16 protein-coding genes are annotated in these 17,570 nt (G+C 66.5%); 7 read left to right on the top strand and 9 right to left on the bottom strand.

Annotated elements, in window-relative coordinates; translation table 11 throughout:
* Positions 1 to 127 precede the first annotated feature (127 nt).
* Together AC5QAB_RS08850 and AC5QAB_RS08845 are read right to left on the bottom strand one after the other, a co-directional pair.
* Positions 128 to 1,720 carry an MASE1 domain-containing protein gene (locus AC5QAB_RS08850; protein ID WP_049405548.1) on the bottom strand — a complete coding sequence of 531 codons (1,593 nt, stop codon included), beginning with the start codon at positions 1,718 to 1,720 and terminating at the stop codon, positions 128 to 130.
* A 225-nt stretch (positions 1,721 to 1,945) separates the two neighbouring features.
* The gene (locus AC5QAB_RS08845) at positions 1,946 to 3,223 is read right to left on the bottom strand and encodes an NAD(P)/FAD-dependent oxidoreductase (RefSeq protein ID WP_046429788.1); all 1,278 of its coding nucleotides are present in this window, start codon (positions 3,221 to 3,223) and stop codon (positions 1,946 to 1,948) included.
* 161 nt (positions 3,224 to 3,384) lie between these two features.
* Between AC5QAB_RS08845 and AC5QAB_RS08840 the strand changes: the two genes are divergently transcribed.
* From AC5QAB_RS08840 to AC5QAB_RS08810, 7 genes are all read left to right on the top strand, one after another.
* Entirely contained in the window at positions 3,385 to 4,146 is a 762-nt protein-coding gene (locus AC5QAB_RS08840) for a gamma-glutamyl-gamma-aminobutyrate hydrolase family protein (RefSeq protein ID WP_197561736.1), read from the top strand.
* The gene (locus tag AC5QAB_RS08835; RefSeq protein WP_032960938.1) at positions 4,143 to 5,540 is read left to right on the top strand and encodes a glutamine synthetase family protein; all 1,398 of its coding nucleotides are present in this window, start codon (positions 4,143 to 4,145) and stop codon (positions 5,538 to 5,540) included. The genes AC5QAB_RS08840 and AC5QAB_RS08835 overlap by 4 nt, the downstream gene beginning before the upstream one ends.
* A gap of 93 nt (positions 5,541 to 5,633) precedes the next feature.
* Positions 5,634 to 6,743 (top strand): polyamine ABC transporter substrate-binding protein, encoded by a 1,110-nt coding sequence (locus tag AC5QAB_RS08830; RefSeq protein WP_014646565.1) that lies wholly within the window; start codon positions 5,634 to 5,636, stop codon positions 6,741 to 6,743.
* 190 nt (positions 6,744 to 6,933) lie between these two features.
* Positions 6,934 to 8,070, top strand: coding sequence for a polyamine ABC transporter ATP-binding protein (locus AC5QAB_RS08825; protein WP_197561454.1), 1,137 nt, complete (start codon positions 6,934 to 6,936; stop codon positions 8,068 to 8,070).
* Positions 8,067 to 8,999: an ABC transporter permease subunit gene (locus tag AC5QAB_RS08820; protein ID WP_014646567.1), complete on the top strand. Its 933-nt coding sequence runs from the start codon at positions 8,067 to 8,069 to the stop codon at positions 8,997 to 8,999. The genes AC5QAB_RS08825 and AC5QAB_RS08820 overlap by 4 nt, the downstream gene beginning before the upstream one ends.
* Positions 8,996 to 9,838, top strand: coding sequence for an ABC transporter permease subunit (locus tag AC5QAB_RS08815; RefSeq protein ID WP_005415928.1), 843 nt, complete (start codon positions 8,996 to 8,998; stop codon positions 9,836 to 9,838). The genes AC5QAB_RS08820 and AC5QAB_RS08815 overlap by 4 nt, the downstream gene beginning before the upstream one ends.
* An 83-nt stretch (positions 9,839 to 9,921) precedes the next feature.
* Positions 9,922 to 11,286 (top strand): NAD-dependent succinate-semialdehyde dehydrogenase, encoded by a 1,365-nt coding sequence (locus tag AC5QAB_RS08810; protein ID WP_069117304.1) that lies wholly within the window; start codon positions 9,922 to 9,924, stop codon positions 11,284 to 11,286.
* A gap of 166 nt (positions 11,287 to 11,452) precedes the next feature.
* Here AC5QAB_RS08810 and AC5QAB_RS08805 read toward each other — a convergent pair whose 3' ends face one another.
* The 7 genes from AC5QAB_RS08805 to AC5QAB_RS08775 form a co-directional block, all read right to left on the bottom strand.
* Entirely contained in the window at positions 11,453 to 12,475 is a 1,023-nt protein-coding gene (locus AC5QAB_RS08805; protein WP_014646569.1) for a magnesium and cobalt transport protein CorA, read from the bottom strand.
* 6 nt (positions 12,476 to 12,481) lie between these two features.
* A complete protein-coding gene (locus AC5QAB_RS08800; protein WP_262217280.1) occupies positions 12,482 to 13,741 on the bottom strand; it encodes a DUF4105 domain-containing protein in 1,260 nt (419 codons plus the stop codon).
* Positions 13,738 to 14,619 (bottom strand): CorC family transporter, encoded by an 882-nt coding sequence (locus AC5QAB_RS08795; RefSeq protein ID WP_014036584.1) that lies wholly within the window; start codon positions 14,617 to 14,619, stop codon positions 13,738 to 13,740. The genes AC5QAB_RS08800 and AC5QAB_RS08795 overlap by 4 nt, the downstream gene beginning before the upstream one ends.
* Before the next feature lie 64 nt (positions 14,620 to 14,683).
* Entirely contained in the window at positions 14,684 to 15,250 is a 567-nt protein-coding gene (locus AC5QAB_RS08790; RefSeq protein ID WP_014646571.1) for a hypothetical protein, read from the bottom strand.
* Positions 15,251 to 15,327: 77 nt separating this feature from the next.
* Positions 15,328 to 15,903, bottom strand: coding sequence for a hypothetical protein (locus AC5QAB_RS08785; RefSeq protein WP_495233352.1), 576 nt, complete (start codon positions 15,901 to 15,903; stop codon positions 15,328 to 15,330).
* Between the two features lie 77 nt (positions 15,904 to 15,980).
* The gene (gene ybeY / locus AC5QAB_RS08780) at positions 15,981 to 16,466 is read right to left on the bottom strand and encodes an rRNA maturation RNase YbeY (protein ID WP_014036587.1); all 486 of its coding nucleotides are present in this window, start codon (positions 16,464 to 16,466) and stop codon (positions 15,981 to 15,983) included.
* Entirely contained in the window at positions 16,463 to 17,449 is a 987-nt protein-coding gene (locus tag AC5QAB_RS08775) for a PhoH family protein (protein ID WP_495233351.1), read from the bottom strand. Before AC5QAB_RS08775 ends, ybeY begins: the two co-directional genes overlap by 4 nt.
* Positions 17,450 to 17,570 lie beyond the last annotated feature (121 nt).

The raw sequence follows: 17,570 nt of genomic DNA, 5'->3' as shown, positions 1-17,570 counted from the left end.
CAGTATCAGACTGCATGGGCACCCGGTGTTCGCCGGGTGCCCATGACGCCCTGGGCCAGGGGGACGAGCGGGACGTTATGCGATTCTGCTGTGTTGGTTCGATCCGGTCGCTTGACTGTGAAATGCACTACTGCAGCGCAGAGGGTGCGGGGCAGCCGTACCGCGATGGAGTACTGGCTACTGCCTCCAGTCTGGTTTCGCGGTCGAGGAACAGAATCCTGACCCGGTTGCGATAGCAGTCAACGGTCCCGTCATAGGGGAGGGTTCGCCCGGTCAGTCGCTCGAACGCTGCCATCGTTGTCTGCTTGGAAAGGCGTCTGCGCTGTTCCAGCAGTGACACGACCATGAGGATTCCGCGCCTGGAGCCCATTCTGCCGCACCTTGCACGAATGCGAATCTGACCACCTTCATGCTTGAGAAGAATGGAGACCGCGTCAATCAGTGTCCGGTAAGCGGCCAATTGCAGTTCCACGCTCAGGTTGCAGGGGTCGCCTTTCAGATCCGGGCGGAGAACGCGCTCCGTCAGCTTCCACGACTCACGGATGCCACCCGCCTGCAGGGCCACGTAAAGCCCAAGATGCTCCAGGCCCGAGGGATAGACCATGCTTGTCTGTTCGCGAAAGAGCCGCGAATGTACATTCGAGGTATGCAGAAGGCTGTTGGCCACTGCGTGATGTCCCTGGGCCTTGAGCCATTCGGCCAGCTCAACCAGCGACGTATCAATGCCGTCGCCGAGCTTGCGAAGGTGCAGGGCACGTTCACGCAGCTCCATCTCGCTGGCCAATTGCGAGCTCCTCGCCAGATGGATGGCGTCCCTTTCCCCCATCTCGCGCAGCCTGTAACGGTGGTAGAAGTGGGTGATGCGTGATCCGAGCAGCAGCAATACGATGCCGCTGATCGCCATGATCTGCTGGGTGATGAAGGCCGCGGGATCGAATGCGGTGGGATGGGTGTTGGGCGTGGTCAGGCCGATGACCATGTTGAGCACCGGCACTGCAAGGGCAGCCCCCTTCCAGCCATACAGGCAGGTAAGCGCGGCCGCGGGGAGTGCCAACAGCAGCAGGAACGTTGCCTTCAATGCAATCCAGTCTGCGGGCAGTTGAGTCGCTGCTATCCCGATCAGCAGCATCGATGAAAGTGCTGCCAGCATCGGGGTCTTTCGTCGAGCGTTCCACTCCTGCCCCACGTCCTGCCGCGCCCACAGCATGGCGATGGGGGCCACCGTCAGAATGCCGATGAAATCACCCACGCTGAAGCGCGCGGCATTGGTCAGGAAGGGTGTGGAAGGAGGTGTTGGCCAGAGCAGATGGGAAAAGCTGAGGTTGAGCAGAGTAATAACGACGCTGGAAGCGGCGGCAATCAACAAGAGGCCGATCGTCTGCGACTCCGCCATCAGTCGCCGTTGCAGCTTCACAATCAGCATCACCGCTGGCATGAGGAATGCGGAGGCAACAATGACCCATGTCAGGCCGTACTTCTCGATCATCGGCACGCGGGACTGTGCAAAGTACGCATATTCGCCCAGCAGCAGGTAGGGCCACAGGCGCGGCGGGCACAACAGCACGGCTGCCACCCGGATGCCGGCTGGCAAATAGAACTGATCCAGCGACAGCTGTCGGGTTGCCCAATAGGCAACTGCATAAAGCAAGGCAATCATCAGGCCAGCCGGACGAATGCGCACCTTCAGCAACAATCCTTCTTTCCACCAGTCCAATCGCACGTCCCCCTCTCCTACGTGTCCCCTGTCAGCATCCATTCGCCGCGGGGCCCGGTTTCTCAGGACGGTATCGGTCTGCGAACGATTATGCAATTGCATAGCTGCGCATTTAGGAAATTGTCCAGCCATCCATCACAGATGTCGCGTGAAAATCTGTGACGTGTGCAGCACGATCAGCGCTGCGGTACGTTTGTCAGAACGTTCAATACAGGTGGAGATGCAGAATCTTCACCACAATGCATCCCGCAGCTTGTACCAGGACATCGCCGCCACCAGCAGCGGCGTGCGCAGCAGCCGGCCGCCGGGGAAGGGCGCATGCCGAAGGCGCTGGAACACGTCCAGGCGCTCGCTCTGGCCGGCAATGGCGGCCGCGATCACCTCGCCGGCCAGCCCGGCGGCGGCCACCCCATGGCCGGAGAAGCCCTGCGCGAAGTACAGGTCGCCGTCCAGCCGGCCCCAATGCGGGGCGCGGTTGCGGGTGATGTCGACGTAGCCGCCCCATACCTGGTCCAGTGCCACGTCGGCCAGCTGCGGGAACACCTGGTGCATGCGCCGTTGCATCACCCCACGCAGGCCGGGTGGGGGCAGCGCCGAGTAGCTGGCGCGCCCCCCGAACAGCAGGCGATGGTCGTGGCTGAGGCGGAAATAGTCCAATGCCCAGGCGGTGTCGGCCACGGCCATGTCGTTGCCGATCAGGGCGCGGGCGCGCTCGGCCCCCAGCGGCGCGCTGGCGCCGATATAGGTGCCGACCGGCATGATCCGCCGTTCCAGCTCGGGCAGCAGGCCCTGCAGCCAGGCATTTCCGGCCACCACCAGATGCGCGGCGCGTACGCTGCCGTGGGCGGTGTGCAGGGTCGGCTGCGGTCCGCGCTGCACGCGGGTTACCGCCGAATGCTCGTGGATCACCACGCCGGCCGCGCGCGCCGCATCGGCCAGACCGCGCGCATAGGCCAGCGGGTGCAGGTGCGCGCTGAGCGGATCGAACATCGCGGCACGATAGCGCGGGCTGTCCAGCTGCGCGCGCAGGGCGTCACGGTCCCACCACTGCATGGGGTAGTCGTAGTGGCGTTGCAGGTGCTCGCAGTGGACGCGCAGTTCCCGTTCATGGCGTTCGCGGATGGCGACGCTGGCGTGGCCTTCCACCCAATGGCAGTCAATGCCGTGGCGATTGATGCGGGCGCGCATCGCCTGCACCGCGTCGCGCGACCAGTCGAACAGGTGGCGCGCATCATCACGACCGAGCTGACGCTCCAGTTCGTCCACCTCGCAGCCATAGCCGACCAGCGCCTGCCCGCCGTTGCGGCCGGACGCGCCCCAGCCGATCCGCTGCGCTTCCAGCACTACCACGCGCCGGCCACGTGCGGCCAGTTCCAGGGCTGCGGTCAGGCCGGTATAGCCGGCGCCCAGCACCGCAACGTCGGCCTGCACATTACCCTGCAGCGGGGGCAGTGCGGGCGGTTCGGGCAGGCTGGCGGCGTACCAGCTGGGCGGAAAGGCGGCGCTCACTGCAGGCCTCGCGGGTGCAGGGCGGGAGGGCGGAGCGGGGCAGGTCGATCGGCGTTCACCCGGGTAGTTTCGCCGATGCGTGACGGCTGTGGTGTGACGGCACCGACTTGCCGCCTTCGCCGGGCGACGGGTAACGTGTTGGCACGCCAAGGAGTTTTCCCATGCGCCGCCTGCCCTGGGTGGGCCTGCCCACCGACAGCACCGTGCTCGGCCATCACCGTTTCGCGATGGCCGGCGAGAAGTACATTCGCGCGCTGGCCGAGGCGGCCGAGGTGACCCCGGTGGTGTTGCCCAGCCTGCAGCCACCGCTGCCGGCCGGTAACTGGCTGCAGGGGCTGGATGGGCTGCTGCTGACCGGCGCGGTCAGCAATATCGAACCGCAGCACTACGAAGGTGGCCGCAGCTGGCCAGGCAATCCACATGACCCGGCCCGCGATGCCAATGCCTTTGCGTTGCTGCACGAGGCACTGGCGCTGGACCTGCCGGTGCTGGCGATCTGCCGCGGCTTCCAGGAGTTGAACGTCGCGCTGGGCGGCAGCCTGCATCCGCAGGTGCACGCGGTGCCTGGCCTGGCCGACCATCGCGAAGAACCGCAGGCGCCGGTGGAGGTGCAGTATGGGCCGGCGCACGCGGTCACGCTGGCCGCCGATGGCTGGCTGGCGCAGTGGCACGGCAGTGGCCGCGCGCAGGTCAATTCGGTACACGGGCAGGGTGTCGCCCGCCTGGCGCAGGGGCTGCAGGTCGAGGCCGTGGCCGACGATGGGCTGGTCGAAGCGGCACGCAGCCTGCACCATCGTTTCGTGCTCGGCGTACAGTGGCACCCGGAGTGGCGTGTCATGCAGGCGCCGTTCTATCACGCTATTTTCCGTGCGTTCGGCCAGGCTTGCCGGCAGCACCAACAGAACCGACTGGATTCCCGATGAGTTCCCGAACGCGCCCGCGCAAGACGGCCACGCCCCCCGCACCGCAGGAAAGCACGCTGCTGCGCTGGCTGAAGGAGCGGCGCATCACCGAGGTGGAATGCCTGGTGCCGGACATCACCGGCAACGCGCGCGGCAAGATCATTCCCGCCGACAAGTTCTCGCACGACTACGGCACGCGCCTGCCTGAGGGCATCTTCGCCACCACCGTCACCGGCGAGTTCCCTGACGATTATTACGAGCTGACCTCGCCGTCGGACTCGGACATGATGCTGCGCCCCGATCCGGACACGGTGCGCATGGTGCCGTGGGCGGCCGACGCCACCGCGCAGGTCATCCACGATTGCTACACCAAGAGCGGTGAGCCGCACGAACTGGCGCCGCGCAACGTGCTGCGCCGCGTGCTGGCAGCCTACGCCGAGCTGGGCCTGCGCCCGGTGGTGGCGCCGGAACTGGAGTTCTTCCTGGTGCAGAAGAACACCGACCCGGACTTCCCGCTGCTGCCACCGGCCGGCCGCTCCGGGCGCCCGGAGACCGCGCGGCAATCGTACTCGATCGATGCGGTCAACGAGTTCGACCCGATCCTCGACCTGATGTACGACTACGCCGATGCGATGAAGCTGGATGTGGACACGCTGATCCACGAATCGGGCGCGGCGCAGCTGGAGGTCAACTTCACCCATGCTGATGCGATGGACCTGGCCGACCAGGTGTTCCTGTTCAAGCGCACCATGCGCGAAGCGGCGATGCGCCACGGGGTGTATGCCACGTTCCTGGCCAAGCCGATGGAAAACGAGCCGGGCAGTGCCATGCACATCCACCAGAGCCTGGTGCGGGTGAGCGATGGCAGCAACGTGTTCGCTGGCGAGACCGATGCCGAGGGCGAGTTCAGCCCGGTGTTCGGCCACTACCTGGGCGGCCTGCAGAAGTACGCACCGCAGGCGATGGCGTTCTTCGCGCCGAACGTGAACTCCTACCGCCGGCTGGTGTTCGGCGAAGTCTCGCCGAGCAACGTCCACTGGGGTTTCGACAACCGCACCTGCGGCCTGCGCGTGCCGCTGGACACGCCGGAGAACATGCGCGTGGAAAGCCGTTTCGCCGGGTCCGATGCCAATCCCTACCTGGCGATGGCCGCGACCCTGGCCTGCGGCCTGCTGGGCATCCGCGAGCGGCTGGCACCGGATGCGCCGGTGACCGGCAGCGCCAAGGAACTGGGCTACAACCTGCCGCGCTCGCTGGGCGAGGCGCTGGACGGGCTGGAGCGGTGCAGCGAGCTGCAGGCCCTGCTGGGTGAGCGCTTCTGCCGGGCCTACATCTCGGTCAAGCGCAAGGAATACGAGACCTTTTTCCGCGTCATCAGCTCGTGGGAGCGCGAGTTCCTGCTGCTGAACGTCTGAGCATCCGGAATAGAAAAATCCGCCGCCGGGGGGTAGGCTGGCACCCGTCGCCGGCCCCGCCGGCCCCCCCCTTCCCGCATTCTGGAGCACCCGATGAAGCTGCGTATCCTCACGCTCGGCCTGGCCTCCGCCATGCTCGCCGCCTGTGGCGGTGGCAATGGCGGCGCGCAGGACAGCCAGGTCCTGAACGTCTACAACTACAGCGATTACATCGCCGAGGACACCATTCCGACCTTCGAGAAGGAGAGCGGGATCAAGGTGACCTACGATGTGTTCGACAGTGACGAGATGGTCGAGACCAAACTGCTGGCCGGCAACAGCGGCTATGACGTGGTGGTGCCGACCCTGAACTTCTTCGGTCGCCAGATCCAGGCCGGTGTGTTCCTGCCGCTGGACAAGAGCAAGATCCCGAACCTGGCCAACCTCGATCCGGCGGTGATGAAGCGCATCGCCACCCAGGACCCGGGCAACCAGTACGGCGTGCCGTACATGATCGGCACCACCGGCATCGGCTACAACGTGGACATGCTGAAGCAGCGCTTCGGCGGCAGCGCCGACATCGCCAACAGCTGGGACCTGGTGTTCAAGCCGGAGAACATCAGCAAGATGAAGGACTGCGGCGTGACCATCCTGGACACGCCGGCGGACATGATCCCGATCGCACTGCATTACCTGGGCCTGGACCCGCACAGCGGCGACCCGGCCGAGCTGCAGAAGGCCGCCGACCTGCTGAAGTCGATCCGCCCGTACGTGCAGAACTTCCACTCCTCGCAGTACGTGGGTTCGCTGGCCAACGGCGGTACCTGCCTGGTGGTCGGCTGGTCGGGTGACATCATCCAGGCCCGCGACCGCGCCGAGGAAGCCAGCAATGGCGTGCACGTGGCCTATTCGATCCCGAAGGAAGGCGCACCGCAGTGGTTCGACATGCTGGCGATCCCGAAGGACGCCAAGCATCCGGAAGCCGCGTACGCCTTCATCAACTACCTGCTGCAGCCGAAGGTTGCCGCGGCCAACACCAACTTCATCCACTACGCCAATCCGGTGCCGACCGCGACCCCTCTGGTGGACGAGGCGATCCGTACCGACCCGACCATCTACCCGCCGGCCGACGTGGCCGAGAAGATGTTCACCTACTCGATCAACACGCCGGAGACCGACAAGCTCTACACCCGGCTGTGGACCGAGGTGAAGACCGGGCGCTAAGGGCTGGCTGGCAGGTGGGTGCCGACCGTTGGTCGGCATGCTTTTCCGGCAGGGCCGACCAACGGTCGGCCCCCACCAGATCTGCAGATCCCCCCCGGCCCGGTGGGTGCCACCCGTTGCCGTCATATCCCCTGCGGCCCCCGGCCGTTAGAATGGCGGCCGCTGTCCACCGCCCGCTCCCGGAGCCCCCATGCCCGTTGAAGCCCAGCCGATAGCCGCCGTCGTCGACACGACCGGTGCGCCCGGCTATCTCTCCATTCGTGATTTGCGCAAGGAATTCGACGGTTTCGTCGCCGTCGACGACGTCAATCTGGACGTGCGCAAGGGCGAGATCTTTGCCCTGCTCGGTGGCTCCGGCAGCGGCAAATCGACCCTGCTGCGCTGCCTGGGCGGCTTCGAGACGCCCACCAAGGGCAGCATCACCGTCGATGGCCAGCGCCTGGACGCGCTGCCGCCGTACCAGCGGCCGGTCAACATGATGTTCCAGTCCTATGCCCTGTTCCCGCACATGACGGTCGAACAGAACATTGCCTTCGGCCTGAAGCAGGATGGCCTGGGCAAGGACGCGATCAGCAAGCGCGTCGGCGAGATGCTCGACCTGGTGCAGATGGGCCACCTGGGCAAGCGCAGGCCGCACCAGCTGTCCGGTGGCCAGCAGCAGCGCGTGGCGCTGGCGCGGTCGCTGGCCAAGGGGCCGAAGCTGCTGCTGCTGGACGAGCCGATGGGCGCACTGGACAAGAAGCTGCGCTCGCAGATGCAGCTGGAACTGGTCAGCATCATCGAGTCGTCGGGCGTGACCTGCGTGATGGTCACCCACGACCAGGAAGAAGCGATGACCATGGCTACCCGCATCGCGGTGATGGATGCCGGCTGGATCCAGCAGGTCGGCAAGCCGGACGAGGTCTACGAGCAGCCGGCCAACCGCTTCGTCGCCGAGTTCATCGGTTCGGTCAACCTGTTTGACGGGGTGATCGACGAGGACCTGCCCGAGTACGTGACCGTGCGCTCGCCGCTGTTCCCGGCACCGATCTACATCGCCCATGGCATCACCTGCTACGAAGGGCAGCCGGTCGCATTCGCGCTGCGCCCGGAAAAGGTGATGATCGGCAAGGACGAGCCGGATGGGCACACCAACAAAGCGCAGGGCGTGATCGAGGACATCGCCTATTTCGGCAGCCATTCGGTCTACCACGTGCGCCTGCCCAGCGGCGCCAAGGTGCTGGCCAATTTCGCCAATTCGCAGCGCTGGGCCAGCGATGGCCTGACCTGGGGCGACAGCGTGTGGGTGCACTGGCGCGACAACGACGGCGTGGTGCTGACCTCATGAGCGTCGCCGGCCTGAAGCGCTGGCTGCCGGGGCTGCGTGCCACGGTGATCGGCATTCCGTACCTGTGGCTGCTGCTGTTCTTCGCAGTGCCGTTCCTGATCGTGCTGATGATCAGCTTCTCGCTCAGCCGGGTCGGCTCGCCGCCGTATACCTGGCTGCTGCAGTACGCCGACGGCGGCTTCTCGCTGAAGCTGAACCTGGAGAACTACCTGGCGCTGTTCCGCGATTCGATCTATGCGCAGGCGTTCCTGAGCTCGATCAAGATCGCGGCGATCTCCACCTTCTTCACCCTGCTGATCGGCTATCCGATGGCCTATGCCATCGCGCGCCTGTCGCCGGCCGCGCGCAACGTGGCGATGATGCTGGTGGTGCTGCCGTCGTGGACCTCGTTCCTGATCCGCGTGTACGCGTGGAAGGCGATCCTGGACCGCAATGGCCTGCTTGACCAGTTCCTGCAGTTCACCGGCCTGCAGACGCTGATGACGTCGATGGGGCTGCCGAAACTGCAGCTGATCGATACGCCGACCGCCGCCTATATCGGCATCGTCTACTGCTACCTGCCGTTCATGGTGCTGCCGCTGTACGCCAACCTGGTCAAGCATGACCACCGCCTGCTGGAAGCGGCCTACGACCTCGGCGCCAAGCCGTGGCAGGCGTTCCTGCGCATCACGTTGCCGCTGTCGAAGGCCGGCATCATCGCCGGCTGCATGCTGGTGATGATCCCGGCCGTGGGTGAATTCGTGATCCCGGAAATGCTCGGTGGTTCGGAGACGCTGATGGTCGGCCGCCAGCTGTGGAACGAGTTCTTCAACAATCGCAACTGGCCGGGCGCTTCGGCGATGGCGGTGGCGATGATCCTGTTGCTGCTGGTGCCGATCCTGCTGTTCAACCGTTCCCAGCAGCGCCTGCTGGAAGGGAAGCAGGCATGAGCCCGCGTACCGCCAAGGGCCTGGGGCTGGGCGTGCTGCTGCTCGGCTTCGCCTTCCTGTACCTGCCGATCCTGTTGTTGATGTTCTACTCGTTCAACAGCTCGCGGCTGGCGATGGTCTGGGCCGGGTTCTCCACCCGCGCCTACAGCGACCTGTTCGCCGACCGCGCGCTGATGGACGCGATGTGGACCAGCCTGGTGGTGGCGTTCTGGACCGCCTGTACCGCCACCGTGCTGGGTACGCTGGCGGCGATGGTGATGACCCGCTTCAAGCGATTCCGTGGCAAGCCACTGTTCGGCGCGCTGGTGACCGCGCCGCTGGTGATGCCGGACGTGATCCTGGGCTTCTCGCTGATGGCGCTGCTGGCATCGATGGGCGCGATTCCCGGCTTCCCGGCGCGTGGCCTGGCCACCATCTGGATCGCGCACGTGACCTTCACCCTCTGCTTCGTCACCGTAGTGGTGTCCTCGCGCCTGCAGGAAATGGACCTGTCGCTGGAAGAAGCGGCGATGGACCTGGGCGCCAGCCGGTTGACCGTGTTCACCCGCATCACCCTGCCCATCATCGCGCCTGCGCTGGTGGCGGGTTGGCTGCTGGCCTTCACCCTGTCGCTGGATGACGTGGTGGTGGCCAGCTTCGTGGCCACGCCGGGCTCGACCACGCTGCCGATGAAGGTGTTCGCTTCGGTGCGCATGGGCATCAGTCCGAAGATCAACGCGTTGGCCACGCTGCTGGTGTCGGCGGTGTCGATCGCTGCGGTGATCGGCTGGTACATCAACGCCCGCGCCGAGAAGCGGCGCCAGCGCGACCTGCAGCTGGCGCGGCAGGACAACGGCTGAGCACACGGCCTGTCGACAGCGCCGGCAACACCCGGCTCACGGACAGCGGCGCACAATGGGGGTCTTCCAGATGGAGATCCCCCATGACCGTCGAGATCATCGACCCGGCCACCGGCCAGGTGACCTACCGCCATGAACTGATGGGCGCTGCTGACATCGAGCAGCGCCTGCAGGCTGCCGCCGATGCCTTCCCCGGCTGGGCCGATCGCTCGCTGCAGGATCGCGGTGCCGTCCTTCGCCAGATCGCCGCGCAGCTGCGCACGCGTCGCGACGACCTGCAGCAGGCGATGACCCATGAGATGGGCAAGCTCAAGGCCGAGGCGCTGGCCGAGGTCGACAAGTGCGCTGCCGCCTGCGAGTACTACGCCGACCACGCAGCCGACTATCTCAAGCCGCAGCTGATCGACACCGAAGCCCAGCGCAGCTACGTGCGTTACGAGCCGATCGGCTGCGTGTTCGCGGTGATGCCATGGAATTTCCCGGTCTGGCAGGTGTTCCGTTTCCTGGCACCGGCGTTCATGGCCGGCAACGTGGCCCTGCTCAAGCACGCCAGCAACGTGCCGCAGTGCGCCGACCTGATCCTGGCGGTGTGTCGTGACGGAGGCCTGCCTGATGGCGTGTTCGACGTGCTGCACATCGACAACGACCAGGCTGCCGAGGTGCTGCGCGACGCACGGGTGAAGGCGGTGACGCTGACCGGCAGCGAACGGGCAGGGCGCTCGATCGCCTCCAATGCCGGCAGCCAGCTGAAGAAGTCGGTGATGGAGCTGGGTGGCAGCGATGCCTTCGTGGTACTCGACGATGCCGACCTCGACAAGGCCGTGGCGGCGGCGGTGAAGTCGCGTTTCGACAACAGCGGGCAGACCTGCATTGCGGCCAAGCGCTTCATCGTGGTCGATGCGGTGGCCGATGACTTCACCCGACGCTTCGTTGAAGCCGCGGGCCAGCGCCAGTATGGCGATCCCAGTGAGCGTGGCACCACGCTGGCGCCGATGGCCCGTGCCGATCTGCGCGACGAACTGCACAAGCAGGTGCAGGCCAGCGTCGCCAAGGGCGCGCGCGTTCTGGTCGGCGGCGAGCCCATTGCCGGCACCCATGCGGGCTATCCGGCGACCGTGCTCGATCAGGTCGGCCCAGGCATGCCTGCCTACGACGAGGAGCTGTTCGGGCCGGTGGCTGCGGTGATCCGGGTCAAGGATGAGGCCGAGGCGCTGCGCGTGGCCAACGACACCCGCTTCGGCCTGGGCGGCAGCGTGTGGACGCGCGACCCGGTGCGCGGCGAAGCCTTCGCGCAGCGCATGGAATGCGGCGCCGCGTTCGTCAACGCCATCGTCAAGAGCGACGCTCGGCTGCCGTTCGGTGGCAGCAAGCAGTCCGGCTTCGGCCGGGAGCTGGCCGACCACGGCATCCACGAGTTCATGAACATCAAGACCGTCTACGTGGCTTGATGCCGAACGGTAGTGCCGGCCACTGGCCGGCATTGCCCTGGTTGCCGGCCAGCGGCCGGCACTACCAGAAGCGGGGCATGTGCCACGACCAACGGTCGCGGCCTACCGGATTGCTGGGTATCGACACCCCCGTGCATGGTGGGTATCGACCGTTGGTCGATACGCGCTACAACCACTTCGCGCGCTTGAACAACCGGTACAGGCCTACGCACACACCGCCCACGCCGACAATCATCAGCGGATACGACCACGGCTGGCTCAGCTCGGGCATGTGGCTGAAGTTCATGCCATACCAGCTGGTGATCAGCGTCGGCGCTGCCAGCAGTGCGGCCCATGCACCCAGGCGCTTGACCGTCTCGCCCTGCGCCAGCGTCACCAGCGACAGGTTCACGCTCAGCGCGGTGCCCAGCATCTCGCGCAGGGTGTCGATCACATCGCTGATGCGTACCGCATGGTCATGCACGTCGCGCACGTAGAGCTTCACTTCATCGGGAATCAGGTCGCCCTGGTAGCGGCGCAGCTGCGCCAGCACATCCTGCAGCGGTGCCACCGCCATCCGCATCTTGTTCAGTTCGCGCTTGAGCTCGTAAAGCCGTACCACCGTGCTGCGCTTGTAGCTGTCGGCAAAGATGTCCTTTTCCAGCAGGTCCAGGGTGTCGCGGAAGCGGTGCACGATGGGCAGGTAGTTGTCGACCACGAAGTCGGTCACCGCGTACAGGCAGTACGACGGGCCCATCTTCAGCAGCTGCGGTTCACGCTCGACCCGTGCACGCACCGGAGCGTAGGACAGCGAGGCGCCGTGGCGCACCGTCACCAGGAAACGCGGGCCGAGGAAGGCGTGGGTTTCGCCGTACTGGATGCGCTCGTCCACCATCTGCGCGGTGGTCACCACCACGAACAGCGAATTGCCGTAGGTCTCGACCTTGGGCCGCTGGTGCGCATTGCGCGCGTCCTCGATGGCCAGGTCGTGCAGGCAGAACTCTTCCTGCAGTTTCAGCAGCACATCGTCGTTGGGGTCGTACAGGCCGACCCAGACGAAGCCGTTGCCACTGGCAATGACATCGCTGATGGCATCCAGGCTGATGTCGTGGCGTTTGCCGTCGTCATCGTAGTGGACGCAGTTGATGACGCAGGCGGGGTTGGCCGAGGCAGGGGCGGAAGCGGAGGCGGGCAATGACATGCCCGCCATCGTGCGTCAGTGCCGTGTTTCGGACAAGTGAGGACGGCGCCCCAGTACCCACGCCAGCGCGGCGTGGACGGGCAGCAGCAGCACGATCCACTGCACGTTGTACTGCGCCTGCAGGCTCAGCCAGTGCAGCACCAGCGCCGCCACGGCCTGCACCGCCAGCAGCCACAGCACGACCCTGAACATGCGGCCCGGCGCGCGCCGGCGCAGCAGCGCGATCGCGCCTGGCAGCAGCAGCACGGCCAGTGGCGAAAGCAGCAGCAGGTTGCGGTTGGCCCAGGCGGCGTAGTGGGTGCTGAAGCCCCACAGGAACACCAGCAGGCTGCCGGCGATGGCACACAGCAGCCAGAACGGCAGGGCCAGCCCGGCCAGCAGGCGCGGCCGGCTGCGCAGCGCCAGTATGCCGGCGGCGATCACCAGGCCACACAGCAGCCACGGCCACCAGCGGCGCGCGAACTCCTTCGGCTCCGGGTCGATGCGGTGCGGCAGCAGTTCCTGTTCGGACTGCACCAGCGGCCGGCCGTCGCTGTTGCGCGCCTGGCGCAGCGCGTCGGCCAGGCGCATCGGCACGAAGGCTTCCTGCCATCGCGACAGCGGCTGGTCGGCGAACGGACCGAGGCCGACATCGAAGCCCAGCCACATCCATGGTGCCGGCGAGGCCAGGCGCACCGATTCACTGCGGTAGGTATTGCCGCGCGAGCGCCCCGACAGCTGCGACTGCAGGCCGCCATCCAGCGCCTTGTCCACCGTGTCGCGTACCATCGTGGCGCAGTTGGCGGTGTAGTAGTCGTAGTGGTAGCGCGCGTTTTCCGGCTTGGCGCGCTCGGCTAGGTCGGCGGCCAGTGCACGTGCCTGCTCCGGGCGCAGGTCCAGCCACTGCACGCTGGCGCCGCGGCCGGTCTCGTCGTAGTACGACAGGTCCTGCTGCAGCGGCAGCGCCACCAGGTAATACATCATGTCGCCGCGCACGAAGCGGCTGATGAAGTCGTCCTCGGACGGATCGAAGTAGCCGAAGTTGTACGAGGTCGCTTCGCCACTGAGCGGATCGATCACGACGATGGCGTCATGGCCGAAGCGCTCGAAGAACACGGTGCCCGGCTGCATGGTCACCACCCCGATGCGCGGGGCGGGAGCCTCGGCGCTGGTGGCGGGTGCAGCAGGTTCGGGTGCCGCCGGCTGCGCGAAGGCGGCCAGCGGCAGGGCCGTGGCCAGCACGCACAGTGCCAGCCACAGCCTCAGGCGCAGTGCCAGGAGGGCGCCGCGCTTCAAGCGTCGTCCTGCGCGTCCGGCGGCAGCACGGTCACGTGGAAGGCCTGGACCCGGCGCGCATCGGCGCGGGCCACGCGGAACATGAAGCGGTCCAGCGCCAGCTCGTCACCGACTTCCGGCAGGTGGCCCACGGCCTCGGTGACCAGGCCACCGATGGTGTCGTAGTCCTCGTCGGAGAAGGTAGCGCCGAAGCGTTCGTTGAAGTCGCCGATCGGGGTCAGCGCGTCGACCACGTACTGGCCGTCGGACTGGATGGCGATCTGCGCCGACGGATCCTCGGCCTCGTCATGCTCGTCGTCGATCTCGCCGACGATCTGTTCCAGCACGTCCTCGATGGTGACCAGGCCGGCGACACCGCCGTACTCGTCGACCACGATGGCCATGTGGTTGCGTGACAGGCGGAATTCCTTCAGCAGCACGTTGAGCTTCTTCGCCTCCGGGATCAGCACTGCCGGGCGCAGCAGCTCGCGCACGTTGGCCGGGCCGTTGTCGGCGACCACGCCGCGCAGCAGGTCCTTGGCCAGCAGGATGCCAAGGATGTCGTCCTTGTTCTCGCCGTGCACCGGGAAGCGCGAATGGCCGGATTCGACCACCTGCTTCATCAGTTCCAGGAAGGGCGCTTCGACCGGCAGCGAAACCATCTGCGAGCGCGAGATCATCACGTCGCCCACGGTCAACTCGGCCACCGAAATGGCGCCTTCCATCATCTTCAGGGTATCGGCGGCGATCAGGCCCTCTTCCTGCGCGGTGTGCAGGACAGCGACCAGCTCGTCGCGGGTATGGGGTTCGCCGGAGAAGGCGGAGGTCAGGCGTTCAAGCCAGCCGCGCTTCTTTTCACTGGGCTCCTGTGCGGAGCTACTACTGTCGTCTTCTGACATCTCTGGAAAAAGGGCACCCGGCAAGCCGGGCGTTGGCCCAAGTCTAGCAGGATGTGGCGGCCTGTCAGTGACCGTCGCTGCCCGGTCCGGTGATCGGCGGCGGGGCCAGTTCAGGCCGGGCGGGGGCTTCTTCCTCGGGCAGGTCCAGGCTGTAGGTGCAGCCGGCCAGGGTTTTGCCGGGATGGGAGGCCACGGTGGAGACGCTGAGGATGATCGACTCGATCCGGGCCTCGCCGGTCTTCGGATCGGTCACGTCGCGGCTGACCAGCTCGCGGCCGGCCATGAACTTGCCGTCCTGATCGTAGCCGGTCTCCAGCCCCAGCTGCCTGGCCAGCGGCCGCGGATCGGCCTGGTCGAGGATCGCCATGACGCTGGACCCGGCCACGGCGACCCGTTCGGTGCGGGCGCCGAACACGCTGATCGGCTGGGCCAGCCGGTACTCGCTCATGAACTGGTTGCCCTGCGGCAGCGGCTGCAGGCCGTGGGCGACGGCTTTCAGCGGATCAGCCAGCAGGGGCGCCAGCGCGGCCTGCTCGGCCACGCCCTGGCGGCATTCAATCAGGGCCGGCAGGTCCAGGGCAGCGGCCGGGGCGGACACTGCGAGCAGCAGGGGCAGGGCAATACGCAGCACGGGCACGGGATCCGCAACGGGAGGCAGGCCGGTGATCGTACCGGTCCCGGCCAGCCATCGCGAGCGCCCCAAGGCAATCAGGGCGGATGCCTGCGCGTGGTCGCTGGGTACCAGCGCAGCCTGACCGGGTAGCCCAGTTGCACTTGCAAGTGGTCGCGCACGGCCGCCGCCGTCGCGCGGTTGGCCGGGGTATCCCGCAGCTCAACCTCCAGTTCCCCGGTCGTGACATCCAGGATATAGCCGAACAGGTCGGGCAGCTGGGCCAGCAGCCAGTCCCGCTGTGCGTGCAGGCGGCGCTGCATCTCCGCTTCGGTCATCGCGGCGCCGGTGATGTAGCGCACGCGTTGTGGGCCATCCGCCCCTGGATGTGTCTCATCGGCCGCGGGTGCTGGGCCAGTCAGTCGAACGACGACGTTCCAACCTGCCGCGTTGTCCACCCAGATTCCGGCGAGGCGTGCCGCGTGGCGCGCTTTCAAACGTTCCATCAATGCGTGCTGCTGCGCCTCGGCGACCGCCTGGCGGGCCGTCTGTTGGCTGACGTCAAAGAACGCCTGCACCTCGGCGACCTTGGCGGCAATGTCGGCGGCGCTGTCGCTGGCCGGGAACGGCGACGGTCGTTCCCGGCCGGGGTCGATGCCCGGGGCAGTGGTCACCTGCAGAAGAGCGGCGATGAGTGCGGGCAGCAGCGCGATGGGCGCGTCCTCCGTGAAGATCCCGGTGTGCGTGGGCCTCAGCGCTCGCCGGCGTAGGGGTCGGCGATGCCGAGCTCGGCCAGGATCTCGCGCTCCAGCTGTTCCATGGCGTCGGCTTCCTTGTCGTCCTCGTGGTCCCAGCCGAGCAGGTGCAGCACGCCGTGCACGGTCAGGTGTGCGTAGTGGGCGTTGAGCGCCTTGCCCTGTTCATCGGCCTCGCGGGCCACCACCGGTGCGCAGATCACCAGGTCGCCCAGCAGCGGAAACTTCACGCCCTTGGGCAGCCCTTCGGGCACTTCGGCCGGGAAGCTGAGCACGTTGGTCGCGTAATCCTTGCCGCGATAATGGCGGTTCAGTGACTGCCCTTCCTTGGCATCGACCACGCGGATGGCCAGGTCGGCTTCGCGGATGCGGCCTTTCAGCGCAGCAGCCACCCACTTGCGGAAGCTGACCGCCGCCGGCAGGCCGGTGCGCGGCAGGGCATAACTGACGGCGACGTCCAGTCGCACGGGACCACGGGTCATGGAGTTGCTCCAGGTTGGATCTGATGCAGGTCACGGCGATCGTAGGCGCTGACGATGCGCGCCACCAGCGGGTGGCGGACCACGTCGCGCGACTCGAAGAAGGTGAAGCTGACGCCCTCGACCTCGCGCAGCACGTCGATGGCATCGCGCAGGCCGGACTTCACGTGCTTGGGGAGATCGGTCTGGGTCAGGTCGCCGGTGACCACGGCGGTGGAACCGTAGCCGAGGCGGGTCAGGAACATCTTCATCTGCTCGATGGTGGTGTTCTGTGCTTCGTCCAGGATCACGAAGGCATCGTTGAGCGTGCGGCCACGCATGTAGGCCAGCGGCGCGATTTCGATGACGTTCTTTTCCAGCAGCTTGACCACCTTCTCCACGCCCATCATCTCGTAGAGGGCGTCGTACAGCGGTCGCAGGTAGGGGTCGACCTTCTGGCTCAGGTCACCGGGCAGGAAGCCCAGCTTCTCGCCGGCCTCCACCGCCGGGCGCACCAGGATCAGGCGCTGCACCCGTGATTCGTTCAGCGCTTCGACCGCGCTGGCCACGGCCAGGAAGGTCTTGCCGGTGCCGGCCGGGCCGATGCCGAAGTTGATGTCATGCGTGGCGATCTGGTGCAGGTAGCGGCCCTGGTTGGCACCGCGGCCGCGCACCGTGCCGCGCTTGACCTTGATCGCCACCTCCTGCGCTTCGTAGGAGCGTTCGGCGATCTGCTCGACGTTGGCCTGCGCCAGGCGCAGGTGGATGGCGTGGTTGTCGAAGGTGGTTTCGCCGGCTTCGGCGTACAGCGCTTCAACCAGCTTCTGCGCCTCGACGATGGCTTCGTTGGGCCCGCTGATGCGGAACACGAAAGCGCGGTTGGCGATCTCCACGCCGAGCTTCAGCTCGATCTGGCGCAGGTGCCCATCGAAGGGGCCGCACAGGTTGGCCAGCCGCTCGGTGTCTTCCGGCGACAGGGTGAAGTCTCGATGTTCGATGCTTTTCATTGCCTTGGGTGGGGCGGAAGCCTTCCACCGCAGTGTATTCAGGGAGGACAAGGGTAGCGCGCACAGCGGGCGCGCGGCCAGCACGGGGTCGATACATGCTTTTCCACACCCGGTGTGGACG

The organism is Stenotrophomonas sp. YJH_SMC_127 (genome assembly GCF_059372445.1).
The sequence above is the reverse complement of the archived record's forward strand: the minus strand, read 5'-3'. Positions and strand labels throughout refer to the sequence as shown.

Excerpts from the sequence above, each read along its gene's own strand:
- AC5QAB_RS08840 (WP_197561736.1), top strand. The coding sequence starts at position 3,385 with ATGCGCCGCCTGCCCTGGGTGGGCCTGCCCACCGACAGCACCGTGCTC.
- AC5QAB_RS08835 (WP_032960938.1), top strand. The coding sequence starts at position 4,143 with ATGAGTTCCCGAACGCGCCCGCGCAAGACGGCCACGCCCCCCGCACCG.
- AC5QAB_RS08830 (WP_014646565.1), top strand. The coding sequence starts at position 5,634 with ATGAAGCTGCGTATCCTCACGCTCGGCCTGGCCTCCGCCATGCTCGCC.
- AC5QAB_RS08825 (WP_197561454.1), top strand. The coding sequence starts at position 6,934 with ATGCCCGTTGAAGCCCAGCCGATAGCCGCCGTCGTCGACACGACCGGT.
- AC5QAB_RS08820 (WP_014646567.1), top strand. The coding sequence starts at position 8,067 with ATGAGCGTCGCCGGCCTGAAGCGCTGGCTGCCGGGGCTGCGTGCCACG.
- AC5QAB_RS08815 (WP_005415928.1), top strand. The coding sequence starts at position 8,996 with ATGAGCCCGCGTACCGCCAAGGGCCTGGGGCTGGGCGTGCTGCTGCTC.
- AC5QAB_RS08810 (WP_069117304.1), top strand. The coding sequence starts at position 9,922 with ATGACCGTCGAGATCATCGACCCGGCCACCGGCCAGGTGACCTACCGC.
- AC5QAB_RS08805 (WP_014646569.1), bottom strand. The coding sequence starts at position 12,475 with ATGGCGGGCATGTCATTGCCCGCCTCCGCTTCCGCCCCTGCCTCGGCC.
- AC5QAB_RS08795 (WP_014036584.1), bottom strand. The coding sequence starts at position 14,619 with ATGTCAGAAGACGACAGTAGTAGCTCCGCACAGGAGCCCAGTGAAAAG.
- ybeY (WP_014036587.1), bottom strand. The coding sequence starts at position 16,466 with ATGACCCGTGGTCCCGTGCGACTGGACGTCGCCGTCAGTTATGCCCTG.
- AC5QAB_RS08775 (WP_495233351.1), bottom strand. The coding sequence starts at position 17,449 with ATGAAAAGCATCGAACATCGAGACTTCACCCTGTCGCCGGAAGACACC.